Source organism: Allobosea sp. UNC402CLCol, from assembly GCF_000745475.1.
Classification (GTDB): domain Bacteria; phylum Pseudomonadota; class Alphaproteobacteria; order Rhizobiales; family Beijerinckiaceae; genus Allobosea; species Allobosea spartocytisi.
The window spans coordinates 110,179-135,494 of record NZ_JQJJ01000017.1; the positions used below are offsets into that span (position 1 = coordinate 110,179).

The 25,316-nt window shown below is 66.2% G+C and carries 21 protein-coding genes; 7 read left to right on the forward strand and 14 right to left on the reverse strand.

All coding sequences use genetic code 11. The features are described 5' to 3' along the window. Positions 1 to 311: 311 nt before the first annotated feature. From GY40_RS22390 to GY40_RS22415, 6 genes are read right to left on the reverse strand one after another with little or no spacing between them, the layout of a single operon-like run. Positions 312 to 1,253 (reverse strand): NAD(P)-dependent oxidoreductase, encoded by a 942-nt coding sequence (locus GY40_RS22390; RefSeq protein ID WP_038367201.1) that lies wholly within the window; start codon positions 1,251 to 1,253, stop codon positions 312 to 314. Beyond that, positions 1,250 to 2,581: a CapA family protein gene (locus GY40_RS22395; RefSeq protein WP_038367202.1), complete on the reverse strand. Its 1,332-nt coding sequence runs from the start codon at positions 2,579 to 2,581 to the stop codon at positions 1,250 to 1,252. The genes GY40_RS22390 and GY40_RS22395 overlap by 4 nt, the downstream gene beginning before the upstream one ends. A gap of 51 nt (positions 2,582 to 2,632) precedes the next feature. Then, complete coding sequence (locus GY40_RS22400) at positions 2,633 to 3,619, reverse strand: Bug family tripartite tricarboxylate transporter substrate binding protein (protein ID WP_038367204.1); 987 nt, start codon at positions 3,617 to 3,619, stop codon at positions 2,633 to 2,635. Positions 3,620 to 3,659: 40 nt separating this feature from the next. Continuing rightward, complete coding sequence (locus tag GY40_RS22405) at positions 3,660 to 5,174, reverse strand: tripartite tricarboxylate transporter permease (RefSeq protein WP_038367206.1); 1,515 nt, start codon at positions 5,172 to 5,174, stop codon at positions 3,660 to 3,662. Beyond that, positions 5,174 to 5,653 carry a tripartite tricarboxylate transporter TctB family protein gene (locus GY40_RS22410; RefSeq protein ID WP_051988422.1) on the reverse strand — a complete coding sequence of 160 codons (480 nt, stop codon included), beginning with the start codon at positions 5,651 to 5,653 and terminating at the stop codon, positions 5,174 to 5,176. The genes GY40_RS22405 and GY40_RS22410 overlap by 1 nt, the downstream gene beginning before the upstream one ends. 55 nt (positions 5,654 to 5,708) lie before the next feature. Then, complete coding sequence (locus tag GY40_RS22415; protein WP_038367209.1) at positions 5,709 to 6,248, reverse strand: TetR/AcrR family transcriptional regulator; 540 nt, start codon at positions 6,246 to 6,248, stop codon at positions 5,709 to 5,711. A 303-nt stretch (positions 6,249 to 6,551) separates the two neighbouring features. Between GY40_RS22415 and GY40_RS22420 the strand changes: the two genes are divergently transcribed. Then, complete coding sequence (locus tag GY40_RS22420) at positions 6,552 to 7,040, forward strand: peptidoglycan-binding domain-containing protein (protein WP_156116044.1); 489 nt, start codon at positions 6,552 to 6,554, stop codon at positions 7,038 to 7,040. A gap of 77 nt (positions 7,041 to 7,117) precedes the next feature. On the opposite strand, the gene GY40_RS22425 is transcribed toward GY40_RS22420, so the two are convergent. Beyond that, positions 7,118 to 8,149 carry a LacI family DNA-binding transcriptional regulator gene (locus tag GY40_RS22425; protein ID WP_051988423.1) on the reverse strand — a complete coding sequence of 344 codons (1,032 nt, stop codon included), beginning with the start codon at positions 8,147 to 8,149 and terminating at the stop codon, positions 7,118 to 7,120. Positions 8,150 to 8,313: 164 nt separating this feature from the next. Between GY40_RS22425 and GY40_RS22430 the strand changes: the two genes are divergently transcribed. From GY40_RS22430 to GY40_RS22455, 6 genes are all read left to right on the forward strand, one after another. Further along, positions 8,314 to 9,600: an ABC transporter substrate-binding protein gene (locus GY40_RS22430; protein WP_038367214.1), complete on the forward strand. Its 1,287-nt coding sequence runs from the start codon at positions 8,314 to 8,316 to the stop codon at positions 9,598 to 9,600. Between the two features lie 5 nt (positions 9,601 to 9,605). Next, positions 9,606 to 10,628 (forward strand): carbohydrate ABC transporter permease, encoded by a 1,023-nt coding sequence (locus tag GY40_RS22435; protein WP_038367217.1) that lies wholly within the window; start codon positions 9,606 to 9,608, stop codon positions 10,626 to 10,628. Further along, on the forward strand, positions 10,625 to 11,677 hold the full coding sequence (locus tag GY40_RS22440) for a carbohydrate ABC transporter permease (RefSeq protein ID WP_038367219.1): 1,053 nt from the start codon (positions 10,625 to 10,627) through the stop codon (positions 11,675 to 11,677). The genes GY40_RS22435 and GY40_RS22440 overlap by 4 nt, the downstream gene beginning before the upstream one ends. A gap of 16 nt (positions 11,678 to 11,693) precedes the next feature. Then, complete coding sequence (gene ugpC, locus GY40_RS22445) at positions 11,694 to 12,761, forward strand: ABC transporter ATP-binding protein (RefSeq protein WP_038367222.1); 1,068 nt, start codon at positions 11,694 to 11,696, stop codon at positions 12,759 to 12,761. Positions 12,762 to 12,780: 19 nt separating this feature from the next. Then, positions 12,781 to 15,072: a glycoside hydrolase family 31 protein gene (locus tag GY40_RS22450; RefSeq protein WP_038367225.1), complete on the forward strand. Its 2,292-nt coding sequence runs from the start codon at positions 12,781 to 12,783 to the stop codon at positions 15,070 to 15,072. 277 nt (positions 15,073 to 15,349) lie between these two features. Then, positions 15,350 to 16,048, forward strand: coding sequence for an SDR family oxidoreductase (locus GY40_RS22455; RefSeq protein WP_038367227.1), 699 nt, complete (start codon positions 15,350 to 15,352; stop codon positions 16,046 to 16,048). A 77-nt stretch (positions 16,049 to 16,125) separates the two neighbouring features. Here GY40_RS22455 and GY40_RS22460 read toward each other — a convergent pair whose 3' ends face one another. The 7 genes from GY40_RS22460 to GY40_RS22490 form a co-directional block, all read right to left on the reverse strand. Continuing rightward, positions 16,126 to 17,106, reverse strand: coding sequence for a peptide ABC transporter ATP-binding protein (locus GY40_RS22460; protein WP_038367230.1), 981 nt, complete (start codon positions 17,104 to 17,106; stop codon positions 16,126 to 16,128). After that, a complete protein-coding gene (locus tag GY40_RS22465) occupies positions 17,103 to 18,122 on the reverse strand; it encodes an ABC transporter ATP-binding protein (protein ID WP_038367232.1) in 1,020 nt (339 codons plus the stop codon). Before GY40_RS22465 ends, GY40_RS22460 begins: the two co-directional genes overlap by 4 nt. A 4-nt stretch (positions 18,123 to 18,126) precedes the next feature. Continuing rightward, positions 18,127 to 19,038: an ABC transporter permease subunit gene (locus GY40_RS22470; protein WP_038367235.1), complete on the reverse strand. Its 912-nt coding sequence runs from the start codon at positions 19,036 to 19,038 to the stop codon at positions 18,127 to 18,129. A 58-nt stretch (positions 19,039 to 19,096) separates the two neighbouring features. After that, positions 19,097 to 20,107 carry an ABC transporter permease subunit gene (locus GY40_RS22475; RefSeq protein WP_038367236.1) on the reverse strand — a complete coding sequence of 337 codons (1,011 nt, stop codon included), beginning with the start codon at positions 20,105 to 20,107 and terminating at the stop codon, positions 19,097 to 19,099. A gap of 301 nt (positions 20,108 to 20,408) precedes the next feature. Beyond that, positions 20,409 to 22,025 (reverse strand): ABC transporter substrate-binding protein, encoded by a 1,617-nt coding sequence (locus GY40_RS22480; protein WP_038367239.1) that lies wholly within the window; start codon positions 22,023 to 22,025, stop codon positions 20,409 to 20,411. A gap of 123 nt (positions 22,026 to 22,148) precedes the next feature. Further along, complete coding sequence (locus GY40_RS22485; RefSeq protein WP_038367241.1) at positions 22,149 to 23,741, reverse strand: ABC transporter substrate-binding protein; 1,593 nt, start codon at positions 23,739 to 23,741, stop codon at positions 22,149 to 22,151. 213 nt (positions 23,742 to 23,954) lie between these two features. Further along, a complete protein-coding gene (locus GY40_RS22490) occupies positions 23,955 to 25,316 on the reverse strand; it encodes a sigma-54-dependent transcriptional regulator (RefSeq protein WP_038367324.1) in 1,362 nt (453 codons plus the stop codon).

The following is a 25,316-nucleotide window of genomic DNA, read 5'->3' on the forward strand; positions in this document are numbered from 1 at the left end:
CGTCCCGTATTGATCGGTATTATTAGTTCTTGAAGCTCTGCGTTTTGAGTTTTTCTATCTTCATTTCAGCGTTCAAGGGTCGCTTAAAACAGGTAGAGGCCGAAAATATGCCGCGGCAATAAAATTTATAATTACAATTAACCGAAATTCAGACCCGGTAGTTGGTTGATTATTGTATTTGGTTCTCCGGGAGGCCGTGAGTATCGTTGCATTCCAGTGTCAAATTATTTTATTTGAATGAATTATTAAACGCAATAATCGAGATTGCCAACCGCGTTTCCCGATGTCGAGCATGTCATTTCGGCGGCGCTCTAATAGGCCCGTATCGGGTCGACAACGCCCTCGACTTGTTCGCCTCGGGTGAAACGCGACAGGTTCAGGGCAAGGAACGCCGAGAGGCGTTCTTCGCCATACTCGCAGCTTCCCGATATATGCGGGGTCAGTCGGACCAGCGGGTGGCGGTAGAAGGGGTGGTCGGCCGGCAAGGGTTCGGGATTTGTGACGTCCAGCGTCGCCGCGGCCAGCCGGCCCGAATCCAAGGCCTCCGCCAGGGCGGTGTCGTCGATCAGCGCACCGCGCGCGACATTGATGAGATGCAGGCCCCGGCGCGCGGCCTGGAGACTCTTCCGGTTGACGATCCCGCGCGTCTGCTCGGTCAAGGGCATGGCGAGGACCACGTGATCGCTGTCGGCCAGCAGATCATCGAAACTATTGGCTCGCTCGACGCCGCCGATCGGGAAGCTCCGCGACCGCGCCAGGCCGATCACCCGCATCCCGAGGGCGAGCGCGCGCTTGCCGACCTCCTCGCCGATCGCGCCCATCCCGGCGATCCCCAGCGTCTTGCCCGCGACGCTGCCGAGGGAGCGGGCTCGCCAGTGGGCGGCGGCATCGACGCGGACGTCCCAGAAGCGCTTCTCATGCGCCATCACGGCGGCGATGACATATTCGGCGATAGCCGGCGCCTGCACGCCGCGTCCGCGGCTGATGAGCGGCACCTCGAAGAACCAGCGCGGGAAGGTATCGACGCCGGCCGAGGCGATTTGCGCCCAGGCCAGCGTGCCGGGCCAGCCGGCCGGCGGCTTCGCCGGAGCGTTGCGCCACTGGGTCTGATAGGTGAACAGGGCCTGAGCTTCGGCCGGGGCCCGCCATGGCTCGCTCACCTTGACGATGACCGGGGCGCTCGGATGCGCCGCCAGCCGCTCGTTCTGCTGGTCGGTGAGGCTGCTCGCGATGACGAGGGGCGGGGCGCTCACTGGGCAGGCCCCGGCGTGACCGCGATAAGGCCGTCTTCGTTGAGCTGGTAGCGTGTGCCGTAATAGCTGCTGAGCCTGGTCATGTCGTTGGCGATGGCCTGGGCTTCATCGCGGCCTGCGATCGCCGGCACGCCGCGGTCGCTGACGCGCTTGCGGTTGAGGTCGAGATCGAGCGGGACGAGCTTCACCGTGACGCCGTCCTCGGCATAGTCGCAGATCGCGACGATGGAGCGGGAGAAGCGCGGCTCGGCATAGAAGCCCTGCTTGTTGCCGTTGGCGTCGTGGATGCGCGACATGTGCAGGTCGGACGGCAGATGGTCTTTGGTGAAGCCGTAGGCCTCGTACATCTCCGGCGTCATGCGCTGCTCGCCGGCCTCGAACTCCATGAACAGACTGTTGAGCGAGTAGAAGATCGGCCGGCCGCGATGGAACTCGATGCCGCGCAGCATATGGGCGCCGTGGCAGAGCACCGCGTCGGCGCCGGCCTCGATCGCCTGATGGGCGAACTCCTCGATGAAGGAGGCGACGCGCGGGGTATACCAGTTCTCGTGCGTGCCCTCATGGGTGTGGAGGCTGACGAGCGCGCATTCGGCCCGGTTCTTGGCGTCGCGGATGTTGTCGAGGATCGCCTTGCGGTCCCTGTCGTTGCTGTAATAGCGGACATGGGCGTGGCTGCCACGCTCGATCTGGAGCGAGCCCTCGAAGAAGGAACCGAAGCCGAACCGGTCCGGCCCGGGATCCTTGACCACCTCGACGCGCAAGACCTCCTTGCGGCTGTCCGCAATGCCGAGCGCGGCCTCGATGCGCTGGAGCTCCTTGAAATCGGCATCGGGCAGGACATAGGCGCGGCCCCAGCGCAGCGGGTTGAGGCCGGGCCTGGGCTCGATGCCGCGGCCGGGCGAGCTCGCGGCGAACTCGGCCGAGCGGGTCGAGCTTGCCGACACCAGCCCGATGCGCCCGTTCGGCGTGTCGCGGAACTTCGCCATCCGCGCCTCTTCCAGGCTGTGGCCGATGCCGCTCCAGAGGATGCCGCGGGCCTCGGCCGCCTCGATGGTGTCGACCACGCCCTGCGGCCCGAAATCGCCGGTATGGTTGTTGGCGAAGGAGAACATGTTGACGCCGATCGCGGCGAGTTCGTCGATCGCGGCCGGCTTGACCGCGGTGACGAAGCGCCGCGGCGCCGGCGGCGTCGATGGCTTCGGGCAGACGAACTCGGCATTGGCGAAGGTGCCGTCGGCGTCCTTCAGCAGCCCGACCAGCCGCGGATCGAGCCGCCGCGCCAGATCGCTCGAGGAAAACAACGCGTCGCCGCAGGCTACTATCCGCATCGATAACTCCGTCAGTCGTTGCGGGGCCGGAAAGCCGATCCCGCTCGCAGGCTATTTCTTCAGGGCGAGTCCGGCTTCGACGAGCAGGACGCGGAATTCGGCATAGTCGTCATCGGCGCGCTTGCGCATGCCGGCCAGGTCCTCGAAGCCGGGGATCAGCCCGAACATGATCAGCCGCTGCTTCACCTCCGGCATGGCGAGGATGTCGTTCAGCATTTTCGCGAGCTTCAGCCGGATCTCCTCCGGCGCCTTGCTGTGGATGACGACGGTGTGCCAGCTCCGTGGCGCCCAGCCCGCCAGCCCGGATTCCGCCGTCGTCGGCAGGTCGGGCATCGCGCTCCAGCGCTCGGAACCCATGACGCCGAGCCCCGTCAGGGCCTTCCCGGAGATCTGCTCCGCCGCCTCGGGCCCGAAGAAGAGTTGCGTTTCGCCGGCGAGCGTCGACTGGAGGGCCTGGCTTGCGCCGCGATAGGGCACGTGCAGGATCTCGATCCCGGCCCGCTTCGCCAGCCAGATTCCGCAGAGATGCCCGACGGTGCCGTGGCCGGAGGTGCCATAGGCGAACTTGCCGGGGTTCTTCTTGGCGAGCGCGACGAATTCCTCGAGACTCTTGGCCGGAACCGCCGGATTGCAGGCGATCGCCATCGGCGCATCGCCGACCAGGACGAGCGGCGTCAGGTCGGTCTTCGGATCGTACTCGACCTTGGTGACGTTCGGAATGACCCCGAAGAAGCTGTTCGTTGCCTGGAGGAGCGAATAGCCGTCCGGCTTCTGCGCCATGTAGTAGTTGGCCCCGATCGCGCCGCCCGCGCCCGCCCGGTAATCGTTCAGCAATTGGCGGCCCAGCATCCCGCCGAGCTTGTCGCTGAGCAGGCGGGAGATGTTGTCGCTCATGCCGCCGGGCGCATAGGGGATGACATAGGTGATGTCGCGCGCCGGCCAGGCCTGCTGCGCGAAACCGTTCCGCGCGGACAGCGCGACGGAGCCGAGTCCGGCGGCACCGGCCAGGAACGCCCTGCGATGGATCACGCTCTTCATGACTGCTTCTCCCTGCGATGCTTCTGGCGGCTGTTTGCGGTTATTCCTGAAAGGCCTTCGATCTGAACCTGCGGACATTCGGCGCCAGAATGCTCGCCAGCATGGCGAGCGTGATGACGAGCAGGCCGAGGCTCAGCGGGCGCGAGACGAAAATGCCCGCATCGCCGCGTGCGATCAGCATCGCGCGGCGGAAATACTCCTCCATCATCGGCCCGAGCACGACGGCGAGCACCAGCGGCGCCGCCTCGCATCTCCAGCGCTGGAGCAGGTAGCCGAGCAGGCCGAAGAGCGCCGTCAGGAAGACATCGAAGGTCGAGTAATCGACGCTGTAGATGCCGACGAGGCTGACGATGAGGATGATCGGATAAAGGATCGTGTACCTGATTTTCAGCATCTTCACCCAGACGCCGACGAGCGGCAGGTTGATGACGAGCAGCATCAGGTTGCCGATCCACATCGAGACGATCAGGCCCCAGAACAGCTGCGGCTGGTTGGTCATGATCTTCGGACCCGGCACGATACCCTGCAGCAGCATGGCGCCCGTCATCAGCGCCATCACGGCGTTCGAGGGGATGCCGAGCGTCAGCAGCGGCAGGAACGAGGTCTGCGCGCCGGCATTGTTGGCGGCTTCGGGCGCCGCGACCCCGGCCGGGTCGCCATTGCCAAAATCGCCGTCCTTGCCGGAGACGCGTTTCTCGACCGAATAGGCGACGAAGGAGCTCATCAGCGCGCCGCCGCCCGGCAGCAGGCCGAGGATGAGGCCGATGAGCGTGCCGCGGGCGGCGGCGGGCGCGGCACGACGGGCTTCCTGCCGCGTCGGCCACAGGCTGCCGATCGCGGCCGGGCGCACCTCCTCCTCGGACTTCGTCGCCTTCTCGAGCGCGACCAGGATGTCGGCGATGCCGAACAGGCCGACGACGAGCGGCACGAAGGGAATGCCGTTGAGCAGTTCCAGCGCGCCGAAGGTGAAGCGGTACTGGCCGGAATTCGGGTCGGTGCCGACCAGCCCAAGCAGCAGCCCCAGCGCCACCATCGCCAGCGCCCGTATCACCGAACCTTGTGCCAGCACGACGGAGGCGACGAGCCCGAGCACCATCAGCATGAAATATTCGGGCGCGCCGAATTTCAGCACCAAGGCCGAAACCGCCGGCCCCAGCACCGCGATGAACAGCGTGCCGACCGTGCCCGCGAAGAACGAACCCCAGGCGGCGATGGCGAGTGCCGCGCCGCCTCGGCCCTTGCGGGTCATGCCGTGCCCGTCGAGCACGGTGACCACCGACGAGGCTTCCCCCGGCAGGCGCAGCAGGATCGAGGTGGTCGAGCCGCCATATTGTGCGCCGTAATAGATGCCCGCGAGCGTAATCAGGCCCGTGACCGGCGAGAGGCTCGTCGTCATCGGCAGCAGGATGGCGATCGTCGCTGTGGGCCCCAGGCCGGGCAGGACGCCGACGAGCGTGCCGACGAGGCAGCCGATGAAGGCGAACAGGATATTGATCGGGTCCAGCGCGACGCCGAAGCCGATGCCGAGACCCGAGAAGAGCGAAGCGAAATCCATCAGTCGATCCTCGGGAGCATCGGGATCGACTGGCTCAGCAGCACGACGAAGATCAGGCAGGAGGCGACGGCCAGCGCGGCGGCGAGGAGCAGCGTCGGCAACAGCCGCGTGCCGGGATGGCCGAGGCTCGCGACGATCACCGTGAGAAAGACCGTCAGCCCGAGGCCGAGCGGCTTCACTGCAAGCCCGAAGAGCATGATCGCCACCCCGATCGAGAGCATCGCCCGCAGGCGCCCGAGAGAGTCGGCCGGAGCGGAGGCCGGTTCCTCCCCCTCGGGTTGCCGGGAAAGGTCCTTGCCGCCGTCGAGCAGGATCAGGGCGCCGAGCAGCGCGAGAAGGGCCGCGACGGCCGTGGGGACGAAGCCCGGCCCCATCGCGGTGACGCTGCCATAGGGATAATCCGATGCGATCCAGATCGCGAGCAGGCCCAGCGCGATGCAGGCGGCGCCCAGCGGCCGGTACGTGGTGTCGTGCTGCAAGATCCTGTTCCCCGGTCGCTGTTTTCGTTTGCCGGTCTCGCGCCGGCATGAAGTTTCAAGCCGTTGCGAGCAGGGTCGCGGCGCAGCTCTTCGCATGCAGCCCGGGGTCGCTCTCGGGCCGGATGGCAGCGGTCGCGATCGCGCCCTCGTAGATGAGCATCAGTTGTTCCGACAGGCGCAGCGGCTCCGGCACGTGACCGTCGATCAGGGCGCAGAGCCCGTCCCGCAGGAAATGCTTGTAGACGCGGGCCGCTTCACGCACGCGCGGCAGATCGCCATGCTCGGCGACGGCCATGACGAAGGCGCAGCCGCGAAAGCCGGGCATGCGAAGATTGCGCATGAGGCCGTCGAAGACGTTGAGGACCCTGTCCTGCCAGCGCGTGGCGGGGCCTTCGGCGCAGTCGATGAACGCGGCCTGCAGCCGTTCCCGCCTCGCGTCGAGATAGGAGACGATCAGGTCCTCCTTGCTCGGAAAGTGGCGGTAGAAGGTCGCCTTGGCGATACCCGTCTTGGCGATGATCTCGTCGACCCCGACGGCGCGGATGCCGCGGCCATAGAAGAGCTCGCCCGCGACAGCGAGAATCCGCTCGCGCATCGACGGCGCGTCGATTTTCGGTCCGCTTCCTTGCACCGTTTCCTCCCGATTTTTTCGGGCTTTTCTCCCCAGATCCATCAAGCGAGACAGACCTGTCTGACTTTGTACGGGGCAATCCGTTCGGCGGTCAACCGATGGGGGCATTCAATATGTCGCGCGGCTGCCTGCCGGTTCGGCCGCGACCCGCGCGGTGATCGAGGAGACGTCGCCATATCCGGCCGATCGGAGCGCCTGATCGGGCGCTTTTCATTCATCTGGTGGATGTGGCGCCCTCTCGCATGCGTCTAGCCTGAGGAGGATCACATGCGGGGACGTCTGATGGCTTATACGATGCAGACAGACCTGACGGGCATGCATCAGGTCTACAATGTCTCGTTCCCTGTCGGGCCGAGGATGCCGAACGCCCGTGACGATGTCCTGCTGGTGCAGACGCTCTTGAAGCTGGCAAATTTCGTGCGCTTCACGCCCGCTTTGGGGCCTGTCGAAAGGAGCGCCGATATTGCCGTCGATGGCTATTTCGGGCCTCAGACCAAGCGCATGATCGTCGCGTTCGAGGACGATCAGAAGCTCCATCGACGGTATTTCATCGCTGATGGGATCGTTGAACCTTCGCCGAAGGACGGCTATACGCGCTCCGGCGTCCTGTACAAGATCATCCTCATGAACCGCTCGGCATTGGATGCCTCGGGCTGGAGGCATGAGTACCTGCCGTTCCACGAAACCACTCATCCCCTATTGCGGCAGTCGTTGCAGAAGGGGGCGGTGAAGCCGCCGCCATCCCCGCATTTTTGAGGGTCGACAGGAGCGGCCGCCCGAAAGCCGAACGGCGTATCGTCGGGATCGCGTTCTGAAGCCGGTGCTCGCTTGCTCTATGGCTTCGCCGCCAGCGGTTCATGCGGCACGTGGATTTCGGATGTCGCCGCGCCGCTCCATTGCAGCCGCAACTGCTCCAGCACATGCCGGCCGAAGATCTCGTAGGGAATCCGGATCGAGGTCAGCCAGGGGGCGATCCAGTTGTTGATCGCGTTGCCGTCGACGCCGACCAGCATGCAGTCGCGCGGGATCGCCACGCCCGACTCGGCCGCCAGCCGATAGGCGCCATAGGCGATCAGGTCGCTGACGCAGAGCGCGCCTTGCGGCCAGCCGCCATCCCGAACGAGGGCCTGGGCCGCCGCATAACCGATCTCGATATGCGACAGGCCGGGCGCGCTTGCCCGGCGGATCGCGTCCGCCGGAACGCCGCGCGCGACGAGCCGCTCGATGAAGCCGGCGGCGCGCTCGGCGGTGCTCGAAATGTTCTGGGCCGCCATCAGCACGGCGGGGCGCTCGATCCCGCGCGCGAGCATGAAGTCGGCCGCATCGGCGCCGGCGCCGCGGTCGTCGATTCCGACGAAGGCGCCGCCGCCGAGGGGGTTGCGCCGCGCCACGAAGACGATCGGATCGCCGCGCCCGAGCGCCTGTTCCAGCCCCTGGCTGCGCACGGCGCTGACCATGATGTAGCCGGCGACGAGCTGGTCGCGCATCGCCAGCAGATAGTCGTCCTGCAGCTCCGGGCGGTCATGTGTATCGCAGAGGATCATGACGTAGCCGGCATCGCGCAGCGCGGCTTCGGTCGAGACGGCGATCGCGGCCATGGCGGGGTTGTCGAGATTGGGCGAGAGCATCGCCACGACGCGGCTGGCCCGGCGGCGCAGCGCCCGTCCGATGGGGTTGGGGCGATAGCCGAGCCGCTCGATCGCCTCCGCGACGCGCGCGACGGTCTCGCTCGAGGCACGCCCGCTCTTGCCGTTGACGATGCGCGAGACGGTCGCGACCGAGACGCCGGTCTCGCGCGCCACTGTCGCGAGCGAGGCCGTCTCATGCCGGATCTTCCCCGGTTTCGCCGTCGTCCTGGCCGTCATTTCCCTGCCAGCCCTTCCATGGGGGTTCCCGCTACGCACCGGTGGAAAGCCGGCCTACGCAGCAATGCTGACGCATCTCCCCGTTGACAAGCTAGGCAAACGTTTGCCTTAGTAGATGTCAAGACGCTCGTTGAGGCGTCGCGATTGCTCAGGGGATGGAGCCCATGCAGAGGAAACACTGGATTTCCGCCGTTGCCGCGACGGCCGGCCTCGCGATCGGCCTCATGGCCTCGACCGCATTCGCCCAGACCACGGTGCGCATCGCCTGGTATTCCGACGGCAACGAGGGCGAGGTCCTCGCCGATCTGCTGAAGCGCTTCGAGGCTGGGAACAAGGACATCAAGGTCGTGCTTGACCAGGTGCCCTACAAGGCGATCACCGAGAACCTGCCCGTCCAGCTCGCCTCGGGGCAGGGGCCGGACATCGCCCGCGTCGTCGATCTCGGCGGCGTCGCCCGCTACGCGCTCGACATGCGCCCCTATCTCAAGGACGCCTCCTACTGGGAGAAGAATTTCGGGCCGTTCCTGCCCTGGATGCGCCCCGAGGGCGATTCCAGCGCGATCACCGGCTTCATGACGCAGCTCACCGTCACCGGCCCCTTCGTCAACAAGACCCTGTTCGAGCAGGCTGGCACGCCGCTGCCGGGTCCGAAGGCGACCTGGGAGGAGTGGGGCAAGGCGGTGAAGGACGTGGCGGCCAAGGTCAAGGCGCCGTTCCCGCTCGCCATGGACCGTTCCGGCCACCGCTTCTTCTCGGTCGCGGTCTCGGAAGGCGCCAAGGTCTTCGACGACAAGGGCGAGCCGGCCGTGATCGACGAGGGCTTCAAGCGCGGCGCCAAGCTCGTCTATGACTGGCACCAGAACGGCACCATGGCCAAGGAACTCTGGGGCTCGGTCTCCGGCACCGCCTATCGCGGCGCCAATGACGAGTTCAAGAACGCCCAGGTCGTGATGTACCAGTCCGGCTCCTGGCAGATCGCCCAGTTCGACAAGACGGTGGGCGACGCCTTCGACTGGGTCGCGGTTCCCTCGCCTTGCGGGGCGGGCGGCTGCTCGCCCATGCCGGGCGGCGCCGGCCTCGTCGCGATCAAGACGACCAAGAGCCCGGAAGCCGTCGCCAAGGTGATGGACTATCTGGCGAGCGAGCCGGTGCTGAGCGAGTTCTATGCCCGCTCGCTCTTCGTGCCCGGTCATCTCGGCATCGCCGCCAAGGGGCTCGACTATGCCGGCGCGACGCCGCAGGGCAAGGCCGCGCTCAAGGTCTTCTCGGATCAGGTCGCGCAGATCTCGCCGGCGGCCTACAAGCTGCAGGGCTATGCCAACAACCGCGTGATCTTCAACGCGGTGATCAGCCGGCTCGGCCAAGCGATCTCGGGCGAGGGCAGCCTCGACGATGCCTATAAGCGCATCGAATCCGACGTCGCCCAGCAGATCGCCGAGCGCAAGAAGTAAGACTTATGGCCTCTGCCGAAACAAATCCGCGCCGGGATGGCGCGGGCGCCGCAGGCACTCTCGCCGCGCCGCTCGCGCTCGTCATGCGGCTCGTCGACTGGCCGATGCGGGCGCTCCAGCGCCTGATCGGCGAGCGGCGGATGGCCTATGTCTTCATCCTGCCCAACCTCGCCTTCTTCTCGCTCTTCGTCTTCCTGCCGCTCGTCATCAACTTCGTCTTCTCGGTGACGGGCGGGGCGGGGCTGTTCCCGAGCGAGCGCCCCTATGTCGGGGCGCAGCAATACGCCTACCTCTTCGATTGCGGCTCCTTCCTCGATCCCTCTTCCTGCCGCGAGGACCATTTCTGGCGCGGCGTCTACAACACGGCCCGCTTCACCGTCTTCCAGGTGACGGCGATGGTGCTGTTCTCGCTGCTGACGGCGGTCGTGCTGAACATGAAGATCCGCGGACGCGGCTTCTTCCGCGCCGTCTATTTCTTCCCCGTGCTGCTCTCGCCGGTGGTGGTCGCGCTGACCTGGAAATGGATCCTCCAGCGCGACGGCCTGCTCAACGCCGCGCTCACCTCTCTCGGCGGCGAGCGCATCCTCTTCCTGGTCGATCCGAGCTGGGCGATGTTCTGGATCGTCTTCGTCTCGGTCTGGGCCCATATGGGCTTCTACACGCTGATCCTGCTCGCCGGCCTGCAGGCCATCCCCGCCGATCTCTATGAGGCGGCCGAGATGGATGCGACGCCGCGCTGGCGGATGTTCTGGCGCATCACCCTGCCGCTGCTCTGGCCGAACATGATCGTCGTGATCGTGCTCGCCTTGATCAAGGGCGTGCAGACCTTCGACGAGGTCTTCGTCCTGACCGGGGGCGGCCCCGGCACCGCGACGCTGATGATCGTGCACTACATCTACGAGACGGCCTTCGCCAATCAGGTCCAGAATTTCGGGCTGGCCGCTGCCGCCTCGGTCGTGCTCGGCGTGGTGCTCTTCGCGCTGACGCTGGCCCAACTCGCGGCGAGCCGCCGCAAGGGGGCAGCATGAGCCTCGTGACCAAGCTCGCCACCGCCCGCCGCAAGCCCGGCCGCTGGCATTGGACCGATATCGCGGCCTATGCCTATCTCGCGCTCGGCGTCGTGCTGATGTTCGGCCCCGTCCTCTGGCTCGGCATGTCTTCGTTCAAGACGCAGGCCGGCCTGCTCGAATTCCCGCCCTCGCTGCTGCCGATGTCGCAGAAGGAGGTGACGGTTCCCGGCCAGTCCCAGCCGCTGCCGCTCTTCGAGGTGACGATGCCGGACGGCACGAAGCGCGTGCTGGCGCAGGTCCGCCGCATCGGCATCCAGGCGCAGATGATCGACCCCGCCAATCCCGGTGAGACGGTCCGCGTGCCGATCGAGGGCCGCGTGCCCGTGCGCGAGTTCAAGCTCGCGACCGAGAACTACACCGAGCCGCTGGAGCGCTTCGCCTTCACGCGCTTCCTCTGGAACTCGGTCTTCGTCACGCTGATCGCGACGATCATCACGCTGATCATCAACTCGATGGCCGCCTATGCGCTCTCGATCTACGAATTCCGTGGCAAGACGGCGGTGATGCTGATGGTGGTCGGCACGCTGATGATCCCGATCACGATCATCCTGGTGCCGGTCTATCTCGTCATCACCAAGCTCGGGCTGGTCAATTCGCTCTGGGCGGTGATCCTGCCCGGCGCGGCCACCCCCACCGGCGTCTTCCTGCTGCGCCAGTACATGCTGACCCTGCCGCGCGACCTGATCGAGGCGGCGCGCATGGACAAGGCCTCGGAATGGCAGATCTACTGGCGCATCGTCATGCCGCTCGCCATGCCGGCGCTGGCCGTGCTCGCGATCTTCTCGATCATGTGGCGCTGGAACGAGTTCCTCTGGCCGCTGGCGGTGCTGACCAAGACCGAATCCTACACGCTGCAGATCGGCCTCAACGCCTTCCAGGGCGAGTTGCAGACGCAGTGGCACTATTTGCTCGCGATGACCGTGGTGACGCTGCTGCCGGTCGCGCTCGTCTTCGTCTTCCTGCAGCGCTTCATCACCACCGGCATTGCCAATACGGGTATGAAATGAGCGAAAAGGGTTCCGCATGGCCGGGCTGAAGCTCTCCGCGGTCCGCAAGGCCTATGGCGCCACGACCGTGCTCCACGGCATCGATCTCGATGTCGCGGATGGCGAGTTCGTCGTCTTCGTCGGTCCCTCCGGCTGCGGAAAATCGACGCTGCTGCGCTCGATCGCCGGGCTGGAGGAGATCACCGGGGGCGCGATCGCCATCGACGGGGCCGATGTCACGCATCTGCCGGCGTCGGAGCGCGGGCTCGCGATGGTGTTCCAGTCCTATGCGCTCTATCCGCATATGAGCGTCTACGCGAACATGGCCTTCGCGCTGGAGAATATGGGGTTCAAGCGCGACGAGATCGACAAGCGCGTGAGGCGCGCGGCCGAGATGCTGCGGCTGACGGACTATCTCGAGCGCAAGCCCAGGGCGCTCTCGGGCGGCCAGCGCCAGCGCGTCGCCATCGGCCGCGCCATCGTGCGCGACCCCAAGATCTTTCTGTTCGACGAGCCGCTTTCGAATCTCGACGCGGAGTTGCGTGTTGCCACCCGCAAGGAGCTCGCCGCGCTCCATGGCGAGATCGGCGGCACGATGATCTACGTCACCCATGATCAGGTCGAGGCGATGACGCTGGCCGATCGCATCGTGGTCCTGCGCGCTGGTCGCATCGAGCAGATCGGCACGCCGCTCGAACTCTATAACCGCCCCGACAACCTCTTCGTCGCCGGCTTCATCGGCTCGCCGCGCATGAACCTGCTGCCGGGCCGCGTGACGGCTGCGGGCAAGGTCGCGCTGGGCGAGGGCGGTCATGAGATAGCCTGCGCCACCGGCGGCCTTGCCGCCGGCGCGCCCGTGACGGCGGGCATCCGGCCCGAGCATCTGGAGCTGGCGCCGGAAGGGCAGGGCCTGCCGCTGACCATCGAGCTCGTCGAGCGTCTCGGCGGTGAGAGCTATCTCTATGGCTCTGCCGCCGGCTTGCCCCAGATCACGCTCAAGCTCGATGGCCAGAGCGAGCATGAACGGGGCCATTCGGTTCCGCTCGCCTTCCCGCAGCAGAAGCTGCACCTGTTCGACGAAGCCGGCCAGGCGATCCGACCCTAAGACTGCCGAGAGAGATTCCATGAAAGCCCTCACGCAAGGCCGTTATCTCGGCCGCGATGGCGAAGCTGCCCTGTTCGATGTCGGGCTCGGCCACACCCTCATTGTGCGCATCCTCGAAGGCGATATCGGCCGGGTGACGCTGAAGCCGCAGGATGGCTACCGCCTCGACCGCGGCTGGTCGATCGCGCCCGGCGGATTGGAGCCGGCTTATGAGGGCCGTCTGCGCGACAGCCTCGAGGGCTTCTCCTGCCCCAAGGCGAGCGTCAGCGAAGAGAACGGCAAGGTCACGCTGTCCGCCGGCGGTCTCGCCGCCGAGGTCACGCTCTCGCCCTTCGGCATCGCCTGGCGCCGGGCCGGCGAGGACAAGCCCTTCCTGCAGGACCGCACGACGCAGGCCTATCTGGTTTCGCCGCGCACCGGCGCGGTCGCGCATTTCATGGCCCGCGACTACACCGAGCGGCATTATGGTCTCGGCGACAAGGCCGGCCCGCTCGATCGCACCGGTCGCCGCTTCGCCATCGATGCGGTCGACCCTTGCGGCTTCGACGCCGAACTGTCCGACCCGCTCTACAAGATGCTGCCCTTCTTCATCGTCGACGGGCCGACGGGCGCGCATGGGCTGTATTACGACAACCTCGCCACCGGCAGCGTTGATTTCGGCTGCACGCTCGACAATTATCACGGCCTGTTCCGCTCCTGGAAAGGCGATGACGGCGATCTCGACTATTACGTCATGGCCGGCCCGACCGTTCCCGACGTCGTCCGCCGTTTCTCCTGGCTGACCGGCGGACAGGCCTTTGCGCCGCTCTGGTCCTTCGGCTTCGGCGTCACCTCCATGGCGATTGCCGACGCGCCCGATGCGGATGCCCGCATCAGCGACTTCATCGGCAAGCTGGAGACGCACCGCATCCCCTGCGACTCGTTCCATTTCGGCTCGGGCTACACGCAGATCGGCCATCGCCGCTACGCCTTCAACTGGAACCGCGACAAGTTCCCCGATCCGAAGGCGACGATGCAGCGGCTGAACGACGCCGGCATCTTCACGGTCGCCAATCTCAAACCCTGCCTGCTCGACGACCATCCGCGCCTGAAGGAGACGCTCGACGGCGGCTTCCTGGTCAAGGACGGCAAGACGGGTGAGCCGGCGGTGGCCCAGTTCTGGGACGGGCTCGGCTTCCATCTCGACTACACGAACCCGAAGGGCCGGGCCTGGTGGCGCGACGGCATCGAGACCGCGCTGCTCGACTATGGCTTCACCACGGTCTGGAACGACAACAACGAATACGAAATCTGGGATGAGGATGCCGTCTGCGACGGCGACGGCCGCCCCTTCCGCCAGGCGCTGGCGCGTCCGGCCCAGCCGCTGCTGATGACCAAGCTCTCCTATGAGGCTCAGGCCGCGCGCCAGCCGGCCAAGCGCCAGTACTCGGTGACGCGTGGTGGCTGCGCCGGCATCTCGCGCTACGCCCAGACCTGGTCGGGCGATAACGAGACCGCCTGGAAGACGCTGCGCTACAACCTGACGCAGGGCCTCAATATGAGCCTGTCGGGCATGTTCTCGATCGGCCATGATGTCGGCGGCTTCCATGGCCCGACTCCCGGCCCCGAGCTCTTCGTGCGCTTCAACGAGTTCTGCTCGCTCTGGCCGCGCATGGTGATGAACTCCTGGAACGACGACGGCGTCGTCAACCTGCCCTGGATGTATCCGGAAATGGTGCCGCAGGTGCGCGAGGCGATCGCGCTGCGCTACCGGCTGATGCCCTATCTCTACACGCTGATGTGGCGCGCCAGCCGCGACGGCACCCCGGCGATCCGCCCGCTGCTCTGGGATTTCCCGAAGGACGCTATAGCGGCGAAGGCCGACGACGCCTTCATGCTAGGCCCGGACGTGCTGGTCGCGCCGGTGCTGGAGGAGGGCGCGCGCGAGCGCAGCATCTACCTGCCGGAGCACGAAGGCGGCTGGTATGATTGGCATGACGGCAAGCATTTTGCCGGCGGCGCGGTCGCGACCGTGGCGGCTCCGCTCGGTCGCCTGCCGGTCTTCGTGCGCGCCGGCGCGCTGATCCCGCTCGGCAATCCCGAGGGCATCGACGACCAGCGCGAGGTGCTCGTCTGCGGTCTCGTCGAGGGCGCGACCGGCGAACTCTACGAGGACGACGGCGAGACGGTCGATTGGCGCGGCGCTGGCGGAACGGTCATCCGCTTCCGCGTGCGCGGCGGCGAGATCGCGATCGAGCAGGAGGGGGCGGACGCTCCCTTCGTCGACCGGATCGCCATCCGGCAGATCGGCGAGGCGGTCGGCCCGCGCTGAGGTCGATCGGAAACACTTCGTCATTCCGGACGCAGCGAAGCGGAGATCCGGGATCCATCTTAGAGCGCACTGCCTTACGATGGATCCCGGATCGACGCCGCTTCGCGGCTTGTCCGGGACGACGCGGAGTTTCATCGTGTTGGACCGCTGCGCCACGTCCGTCGGCCGCGGCCATGCGGCTTCGCGAACCGGCTCATGCAGCTTTGCTGTGGCGCTATGCGGACGCACCGTCCAAGAATAGCCGCCTATTCGCAGCGATCAGGCGCGGGAGCAGGACATGGACAAGGTAGCGATCGTCACCGCAGGCGGCAGCGGCATGGGCGCGAACGCGGCGCGGCGGCTGGCGAAGGACGGCTATCGCGTCGCGATCCTGTCCTCCTCGGGCAAGGGCGAGGCGCTTGCCGCCGAGCTGGGCGGCATCGGCATCACCGGCTCGAACCAGTCCAACGACGACGTCAAGCGGCTGGTCGACGCCACGCTCGACCGCTGGGGCCGGATCGACGCGCTGGTCAACAGCGCCGGCCATGGCCCTCGCGCGCCGATCCTCGATCTCACCGACGAGGATTGGCAGAAGGGCCTCGACGTCTATTTCCTCAGTGCGGTCAGGCCGATCCGGCTGGTCACGCCGGTGATGCAGCAGCAGAAATCCGGCGCCATCGTCAACATCTCGACCGCCTGGGCTTTTGAGCCGAGCGACATGTTCCCGACCTCGGCCATGGCGCGGGCCGGGCTCGCGACCTTCACCAAGATCTATGCGGACAAATACGCCGCCGACAACATCCGCATCAACAACGTCCAGCCGGGCTGGATCGACAGCCTGCCGGCAACCGATGCGCGGCGCGCCAGCGTGCCGATGCAGCGTTATGGCAGCGCCGACGAGATCGCCGGCACGATCGCCTTCCTGCTCTCGCCCGATGCCGGCTACATCACCGGTCAGAACATCCGGGTCGACGGTGGCGTGACCAAGGGGATTTGAGGCGCTTGACGAGCGGCGTCATTCTCGGGGCAAACCCGAGCATGACGCGCTTCACTGAATGACGGCGTTCTGCGGAGTTACGCCGCTTTCGCCAAAAAATCCTCGGCGAAATGGCAGGCGACCTGCCGTCCGTCGATCTCGCGCTTCTCCGGGCGCTCGGCCCGGCAGCGATCGGTCACGAAGGGGCAGCGCGTCGAGAACACGCAGCCCTTCGGTGGGTTGAGCGGTGAGGGCAGTTCGCCGCGCAGCACGATGCGCTCGCGCTTGGCCCCGCCGACGCGTGGCGTCGAGGCGAGCAGCGCCTGCGTATAGGGATGCAGCGGCCGGGCGTAGATGCGCTCCTTCGGGCCATGCTCGATGGCATTGCCGAGATACATCACCATCACGTCATGGGCGATGTGCCGGACGACGCTGAGATCGTGCGAGATGAAGAGATAGGCGAGCTTCAGCTCGTCCTGCAGATCGGCGAGCAGATTCAGCACCTGCGCCTGGATCGAGATATCGAGCGCCGAGACCGGCTCGTCAGCCACCACCAGCTTGGGCGAGAGGATCAGCGCGCGCGCGATCGCGATGCGCTGGCGCTGGCCGCCTGAGAACATATGCGGATAGCGGGCGTAGTGCTCGGGCCTGAGCCCGACCTTGGCCATGATCGCACGCGCCTTCTCGGTCCGCTCGGCCTTGGACAGGTCAGTGTTGATCTTCAGAGGCTCTTCCAGGATCGTGCCGATCTTCTTGCGCGGGTTGAGCGAGCCATAGGGGTTCTGGAAGACGAACTGCACGGTGCGGCGCAGGCGCTTGCGCTCGCTCGCGGGTGGGTGCACCGCGTCGAGCCCGTCCAGCATCAGCGCGCCCGAGGTCGGGGCCTCGATCAGCGTCGCCATGCGGGCCAGCGTCGATTTTCCGCAGCCGGATTCGCCGACGACGGCCAGCGTGCGCCCGGCCTCGACGGAGAACGACACCTTGTTCACTGCCTGCAACTGTGCCGGCGGACGGAAGAACCCTTGCTTGACCGGGTAGGTCTGCGTGAGTTCGCGGGCTTCGATGACGGGGTTGCTCATCGCGTCGCCTCCGTCGTCGAGCGGTCGTCGCGGGCGCGCTCCGCATCCCGGTTCGGGTCGCCGAGCGGATAGTGGCAGCGCACGCGCCCATCCGCCCAGTTCCGGAGCTCCGGCTGGACAGCGCGCGAGTGGTCGGTCGCATAGGCGCAGCGCGGGCTGAACAGGCAGCCCTTCGGCCGGTCGTTCAGGCCTGGCACCATGCCGGGAATGGTGGCGAGGCGGCTCGCATGCTCGCTGCGCTCCGGCAAGGCGGCGAGCAGGGCGGCGGAATAGGGATGCTGCGGATCGGCGAACAGCGCGTCGACCTTGCGCTCCTCCATGATCTGCCCGGCATACATCACCATGATGCGCTGCGCCGTCTCGGCGACGACGCCCATATTATGGGTGATCAGCACCAGTGCCATGCCGCGCTCGCGCTGCAGCGACATCAGCAATTCGAGGATCTGCGCCTGGATGGTGACGTCGAGCGCCGTCGTTGGCTCGTCGGCGATCAGCAGGCGGGGATTGCAGGCGATCGCCATGGCGATCATGACGCGCTGGTTCATGCCGCCCGAGAGCTGGTGCGGAAAGGCCTTGAGGCGGCTTTCCGGGGCGGGAATTCCGACCTGTTCCAGAAGCTCGATCGCCCGGTGCTTCGCCGCCTTGCCGTCCATCCCCTCATGCTTCCGGAGTGTCTCGGCGAGCTGGAAGCCGATGGTGAAGCACGGGTTCAGGCTGGTGGTGGGCTCCTGGAAGATCATCGCCACGTCCTTGCCGGTGAGCTGGCGGCGCTGCCGGGCGGACATGGTGAGCAGGTCCTGGCCGTCGAAGCGCAGCTTGTCGGCGCGGACGCGGCCGGGATAGCCGACGAGGCCCATCAGCGCGAGCATGGTGACTGATTTGCCGGAGCCGGATTCGCCGACGACGCCGAGCACCTCGCCTTCGTCGAGGGTCAGGTCGATGCGGTCGACGGCGCGCAGCGTTCCCTGGGAGGTCGGGAATTCGACGCTGAGGTTTTCGATTTCGAGCAGGGGCATGGGATCAGCGCTTCAGCTTGGGGTCGAGCGCATCGCGCAGGCCGTCACCGAGAAGGTTGAAGGCGAGCACGGTGATGAGGATGGCAAGGCCCGGGAAGGTGACGACCCACCAGGCGCGCAGCACGAATTCGCGCGCGTCGGCGAGCATCGTGCCCCATTCCGGTGTCGGGGGCTGGGCGCCTAAGCCCAGGAAGCCGAGTGCGGCGGCATCGAGGATCGCGGTGGAGACGCCGAGCGTTGCCTGCACGATGAGTGGGGCGGCGCAGTTCGGCAGGATCTCGGAGAACATCAGCCGGACTGTCTGCGCGCCGCTGACCTTGGCGGCGACGACATAATCCTTGCTCGCCTCGGTGATGACGGCGGCGCGGGTGATGCGGACGTAATGCGGCAGCACGACGATGGCGACGGCGAGCATGGCGTTCATCAGGCCGGGGCCGAGGATCGCGACGATGACGATGGCGAGCAGCAGGCTCGGCATCGTCATCAGGATGTCCATGAAGCGCATGATGACGATGTCGGCGACGCCCTTGAAGTAGCCGGCGATCAGGCCGAGCACCACGCCGACGACGATCGCCAGCGCCACCACGGCGATGCCGATGACCAGCGAGAGCCGCGCCCCGAAGATGAGGCGCGAAAGGATGTCGCGGCCGATCGCGTCGGTGCCGAGCGGGTAGGACAGCGAGCCGCCCTCCTGCCAGAATGGCGGCTTCAGGAAGACCGTATTATTGGTCAGGTCCGGGTTGTGCGGGGCGATCAGCGGCGCGAACAGCGCGCAGAGCAGCACCAGCACGATGACGACGAGCCCGGCGACCGCGCCGCGGTTGGCGCTGAAATAGCTCCAGAACTCGCGGACGGGATGCGGCGGTGCGCCGCTCGGCGCAGCGACGGCAGGGACTTCGAGGGTTTCGGCGCTCATGGGCGAAAATTCCTTGGGCGACGGCTCCGGCGGGCGCGGGACTCGAATGGAGTGCGGGTCATTTGGCGTGCCTGATGCGCGGGTTGATCAGGCCGTAGAGCAGGTCGACCAGCAGGTTGACGCTCATCACCACCATTCCAAGAAGCAAGGTTCCGCCTTGCAGGACCGGATAGTCGCGCCGGCTGATCGCCTCGATCAGCCATTTGCCGACGCCGGGCCAGGAGAAGATCGTCTCGGTCAGGATCGCGCCGGTGAAGAGCGTGCCGACCTGCAGGCCGATGACGGTGACGACCGGGATCAGCGCATTGCGCAGCGCATGCAGGGCGACCACGCGGATCGGTGCCATGCCCTTGGCGCGGGCCGTGCGGATATAGTCCTCGCCGAGCACCTCCAGCATCGCCGAGCGGGTCATGCGGGCGATGACGGCGAGCGGCACGGTGCCCAGCACGATCGCCGGCAGGACGAGATGCGACAGCGCCGACCAGAAGGCGTCGGTGTCGCCGGCCAGCAGGCTGTCGATGGTGAGGAAACCGGTGACCGGCTCGATGAAGTACTGCACCGCGATCCGGCCGGAGACCGGGGTGATGCCGAGCTGCACCGAAAACAGCAGGATCAGCAGCAGACCCCACCAGAAGATCGGCATCGAATAGCCGGTGAGCGAGATCCCCATCACGCCATGGTCGAAGATCGAGTTCCGCTTCACCGCCGCGATGATGCCGGCCGGCAGCCCGAGGAGCAGCGCGATCAGGATGGCGCAGAGCGCGAGCTCGATGGTGGCCGGGAAAAGCTGCCCGAATTCGGAGAGCACGTTCTCGCGTGTCACGATCGACTTGCCGAGATCGCCCTGGACGACGCGCTCGATATAGACGCCGTACTGGGTCAGCAGCGGCTTGTCCAAGCCGTATTCCTTGACGAGCTGGGCATGGCGGGCCGGGTCGATGCCGCGCTCGCCCGCCATGGTCTCGATCGGGTCGCCGGGGACGAGCCGGACAAGGAAGAAGGCGAGCAAAGTGATCCCGATGAAGGTCGGTATCACGAGGCTGACCCGGGTCAGGATGAAGCGGAGCATGGTTCTTCCAGCCTTATCGGCCGGCACGGTCGCGGTGCGCGGCGTTTTGTCTTGTCGTTTTATTCAAGTTCGAAATCCGGCGCAGCGCAAACACCAGATTGGACGAAAGATCAAGCCGGCCTTGTTGAAGAATCGCGGGCACTCTTAGTACCGCGCGGTACGTCGCGGCGATCGGAATGCAAGACTTGCGAAGATATGGCCGTGCGTACGCAATAATATGATCGAGTCTTGTGCCGGTGCGGCAATGAATGCAGCGCCGGCACGATCTGTGAGGACAGGCGCCGCCAAGCGGCGCGGCGCCTCATTTCGCGATCGACACACCGTAGAAGGGCTGGCCGCCGAAGAAGTGGATCTTGTAATCCTTCACCTCCTTGCGCACCGGCGTGAAAGCTTGCGCATTGGCGAAGAGCAGCCCGGCCACGTCCTGGTGGAACAACTCCTGGAAGCGCTTGTAGAGCTTGGCGCGCTCGCCCTGGTCGGTGATCGTGCTCGCCTTGGCGAGGGCGTCGGAAGCCTCCTGGTTGCACCAGCCGGCGCGGTTGGCGCCGGTCTTCACGCCCTCGCAGGTCCAGCCGGTCAGCAGGATCTGGCTCGGGTCGGGATAGTCCCAGGTGTAGCCGAACATGCCGACCTCGTGCTCGCCGGCCCGGCCACGCTTGAGGTACTCGCCCCATTCGAAGGTCTGGATCGTCGCCTTGACGCCGATCTTGGCCCAGTCGGCCTGGATCAGCTCGGCGGCGCGCCGGCCGTTCGGCATATAGGCGCGCACGACGGGGATGGCCCAGAGCGTCGTTTCGAAGCCGTTCGGCAGGCCCGCCTCCTTGAGCAGCGCCTTGGCCTTTTCGGGATCGTAGGCGCGCGGCTTCAGATCGTCGTCATGCGACCACAATGCCGGCGGCACGGCCGCCGCGGTCGCCTTGCCGGTGCCCTGATAGACCGCGTCGATGATCGCCGGGATGTTGGTGGCATAGGCCAGCGCCTCGCGCACGCGCCGGTCGTCGAAGGGCTTCTTGCGCTCGTTGAAGGCGAGGAAGCTCTGGTCGGCGATGCTGCCCTGCGCGATGGTGAGGTTGGGGTCCGCCTTCATCGCCGGCAGGTCGCCGGGATTGGGATAGCGCGCGATCTGGCATTCGCCGGACCTGACCTTGGCGAAGCGCACGGCGGCGTCCGGCGTGATGACGAAGATCAGGTCGCTGACCAGCGCCATGCGGTCGCGGTTGCCGGCGGCCTTGGTCCAATGGTCCGGCACCGCCTTGAAGCGGATCGTCGCGTCCTTCTGATAGGACAGCAGCGAGAAGGGGCCCGTGCCGATCGGAGCGAAATCGACCTGCTCGGGCGTGCCGGCCTTGCTCATCGCGGCGGCATATTCGGCCGAAAGGATCGACATGGGCTCGACGGAGAGCGCGCTGAGCAGCGGCGAGTTCGGCTTCTTCAGCGTGAGCTTGACGGTGTAGTCGTCGACCTTCTCGACCGAGGCGAGGCTCGGCTTCACGATCTCGTCGAAGAACTGGTAGTTGCCGTTGCTGACCTTGTTGTAGGGATTGGCGGGATCGAGCATCCGGCCGAAGGAGAACACCACGTCGTCGGCGTTGAAGTCGCGGCTCGGCGTGAAGGCCTTGTTCGCATGCCACTTCACGCCCTTGCGCAGCTTGAAGGTGTAGGTCAGCGCGTCATCCGAGATCGTCCAGGATTCGGCGAGGCTGGGGATGATCTGCGAGCCGCCGCGCTCCGTCGCCGTCAGCCGCTCATAGACTTGCGCCGCCACGTCATAGGCGGTGTTCTGGCTGCTGAACTGCGGATTGAGGAAGTCGGGGCTGGCCTCGGTGCAGACGACCAGCGCCTGCGCGCGGGCGGCGGCGGGAAGCAGGAGGGCGCTGAGCCCAAGGGCAAGGGCGGCTGTACAAGCGCGAACGGCCATGGCGGTTTCTCTCGATGGAAAAGGGCGGGATCTGGCGCAGGGCGCTCGCCCCGTCGTCTCCCGCCCGAAAAAGGATGCGGCCCGCCGGGCCGCATCCGTCATTGATGCATGACTTGCGCCAGCTCAGTTCGCGATATCGACGCCGTAGAAGGTGTGGCGGCCGAAGGGCGAGAGCTTGAAGTCCTTCACTTCCTTGCGAACCGGCTTGAGCTGGATCGCATGGGCGATGGTGAACCAGGGGGACTGCTCCTTGAAGATCACCTGCGCCTGCCGGTAGAGCTTCTCGCGCTCGGCCTGGTCGGTGACCGTCTTTGCCTTCGTCACCAGCTCCTCGAAGGGCTGGTAGCAGAATTTGGCGACGTTCGAGCCGTTGGTCTTGGCCGAGTCGCAGCCGAGCAGCGTGTGCAGGAAGTTGTCCGGGTCGCCATTGTCGCCGGTCCAGCCCAGCATGCCGGTCTGGTGCTCGCCCGCCTGCATGCGCTTGCGGTACTCGCCCCATTCATAGGTCTTGATCTCGGCCTTGACGCCGACCTTGGCGAGGTCCGCCTGCATCAATTCGGCGATGCGCTTGGCGTTGGGGTTGTAGGGGCGCTGCACCGGCATGGCCCAGAGGTCGATCTCCAGCCCGTTCGGGTAGCCGGCCTCGGCGAGCTCCTTCTTGGCCGCCTCCGGATCATAGGGGTCGTCCTTGATGGTCTCGTTATAGGACCACATCGAGGGCGGGATCGGGTTGATCGCCGGGATGCCGCTGGAGAGATAGACCGCGTCGATGATCGCCTTCTTGTTGATCGCCTTGTTGACGGCGTGGCGCACCTTGACGTTGTCAAACGGCTTCTTGGTGGTGTTGTAGGCGAGATAGCCGATGTTCAGGCCGGGCTGCTCGAGGATCTGGACATTGGCGTCCTTCTTCATCGCCTCGAGATCGGCCGGGTTCGGATAGGGCATGACATGGCATTCGCCCTTCTGGAGCTTGGCCCAGCGCACCGACGCATCCGGCGTGATCGCGAAGATCAGGTCGTCGATCTTGGCCTTGCCGCCCCAGTATTCCGGGAACGCCTTGTAGCGGATGATCGCGTCCTTCTGGTACTGGACCAGATAGAACGGCCCGGTGCCGAGCGGGTCCTGGTCGAGCTTCTCGGGCGTGCCGGCCTTGAGCATGGCATCGGCATATTCCTTCGACTGCACGCCGGCATATTGCATGGCGAGGTCGGCGAGGAAGGGTGCCTCAGGCTGGTTCAGCGTCACCTTGACGGTGTAGTCGTCGACCTTCTCGACCGATTTGAGCAGCTTCGGCATGCCCATGTCGTTGAAGTAGGAGTGGTTCGAGCTGGTGACCTTGAAGAACGGGTTGTCCTCCTTCCACTGCCGCTCGATCATGAACATCACGTCGTCGGCATTGAAGTCGCGGGTCGGCTTGAAGCCCTTGTTGGACTGCCACTTCACGCCCTTGCGCAGGTGGAAGGTGTAGGTCAGGCCATCGGCCGAGATGTCCCATGTCTCGGCAAGCGCCGGCTGCACCTTGGTGCCGCCGCGCTCGAACTGGACGATCGTGTCGTAGATCTGCGTGCCGGCGTCGAAGGAGGTGCCGGTCGTGTTGACGCTCGGCGCGAAATTCTCGGGGCTTCCTTCCGAGCAATAGACCAGCGTCTTGGCCATGAGCGGCTGCGCCGCCATGAGGGCGGACGCCGACAGCGTCGCCAACAGCAATTTCTTCATGTGAAACTCTCCTCAACCCTTCCCCGCCTCTGTCAGGCGGGGTTATGGCCCCGTTGCATCGGAAGCTCCGTGGGCGGAATTCCCCGGGCCGCCTTGTTCACAGCTTATTGAAAGAAAAGGGTCGGGAACAGTCGTTCTAAAGGTGGGAGGAAATTCTCCGGGAATGACAGTAAACGACAGCGTTGTGCTATCTGAAGCCGTTGCGTCCGCCCGTCATTCGCTCTCATAGGCGGCGCGGGTGATGCCGTAGCGCGCGAGCTTGTCGTAGAAGGTCTTGCGCGGAATCCCCAGCGCCTCCAGCGTCGCCCTGACATCGCCGCGATGGGCCTCCAGCGCCTCGCGGATCAGGTTCGCCTCGATGGCGCTGAGGCGCTCGGGCAGGCTGAGCGCGCCCGCATCCTCGCGCGCCGCCGTGATCGGCAGGTCGCCGGCAAGGCCGAGCGCGACGCGCTCGGCGAAATGCACGAGTTCGCGGACATTGCCCGGCCAGTCGTTCTCGACGAGGTGGCGCTCGACCGAGCGGTCGAGCCGGGGAACCTCCCGCCCGTATTTGCGCGCGGCGCGGCCGAGGAAATGCGCAAAGAGCAGCGGGATGTCGCGGCGCCGCTCGCGCAGCGGCGGAAGACGCAGCGTGACGATGTTCAGCCGGTAATAGAGATCCTCGCGGAAATCGCCGCGCTGGGCGGGGTCGCCGAGATCGACCTTGGTCGCGGCCACCACCCTGAGATCGACCTTGCGCGTGTCGTTGGAGCCGAGCGGCGTGATCTCGCGCATCTCCAGCACGCGCAGGAGCTTGACCTGTGCGCTCGTCGGCATGCTCTCCAATTCGTCGAGGAAGAGCGTGCCGCCGCTGGCATGCTCGATCCGGCCGATGCGCTTCTTCTGCGCACCGGTGAAAGCGCCTGGCTCGTAGCCGAAGAGTTCGCCCTCGATGACGCTGTCGGGCAGGGCGCCGCAGTTCAGCGCGACGAAGGGCTTGTCGCGGCGCCGGCCGAACCGGTGCAGCAGATTGGCGACGACCTCCTTGCCAGTGCCGGTTTCGCCCAGCACGAGCACGTCGACCTCGACATCGGCGAGGTCGTGGATGGTCTGGCGCAGCCGCGAGATCGCCGGCGTCTCGCCGATCAGCCCTTCCTCCTTCTCGGCCGATGCCGTCAGCGCGCGCAGCCTGCGATTTTCGAGGACCAATGCCCGTTTCTCGACGGCACGCCGCAAGGTCTCGCTCAGCCGCTCGCCGGCATAGGGCTTGGCGATGAAATCATAGGCGCCCTCGTTCATCGCGGCGACGGCCATGGCGATGTCGGCATGGCCGGAAATCAGCACGACCGGGATATCGGCGTCGAGGGCCTTGAGGCGGCGGAACAGCTCGATGCCGTCCATGCCGGGCATGCGGACGTCGCTGACGACCGCGCCGGCGAAGCCGGGCCCGATCTCGGCCAGCAGCGCGCCCGCCGAGGCGAAGGCGGCGGCCTTGAAGCCGGCGATCTGCAGGGCTTGCACATTGGCCTCGCGCAGATCCTCGTCGTCGTCGACGAAGGCGATGTCGAGGCCGGCGAGATCGGGCGCGCGTGTCAT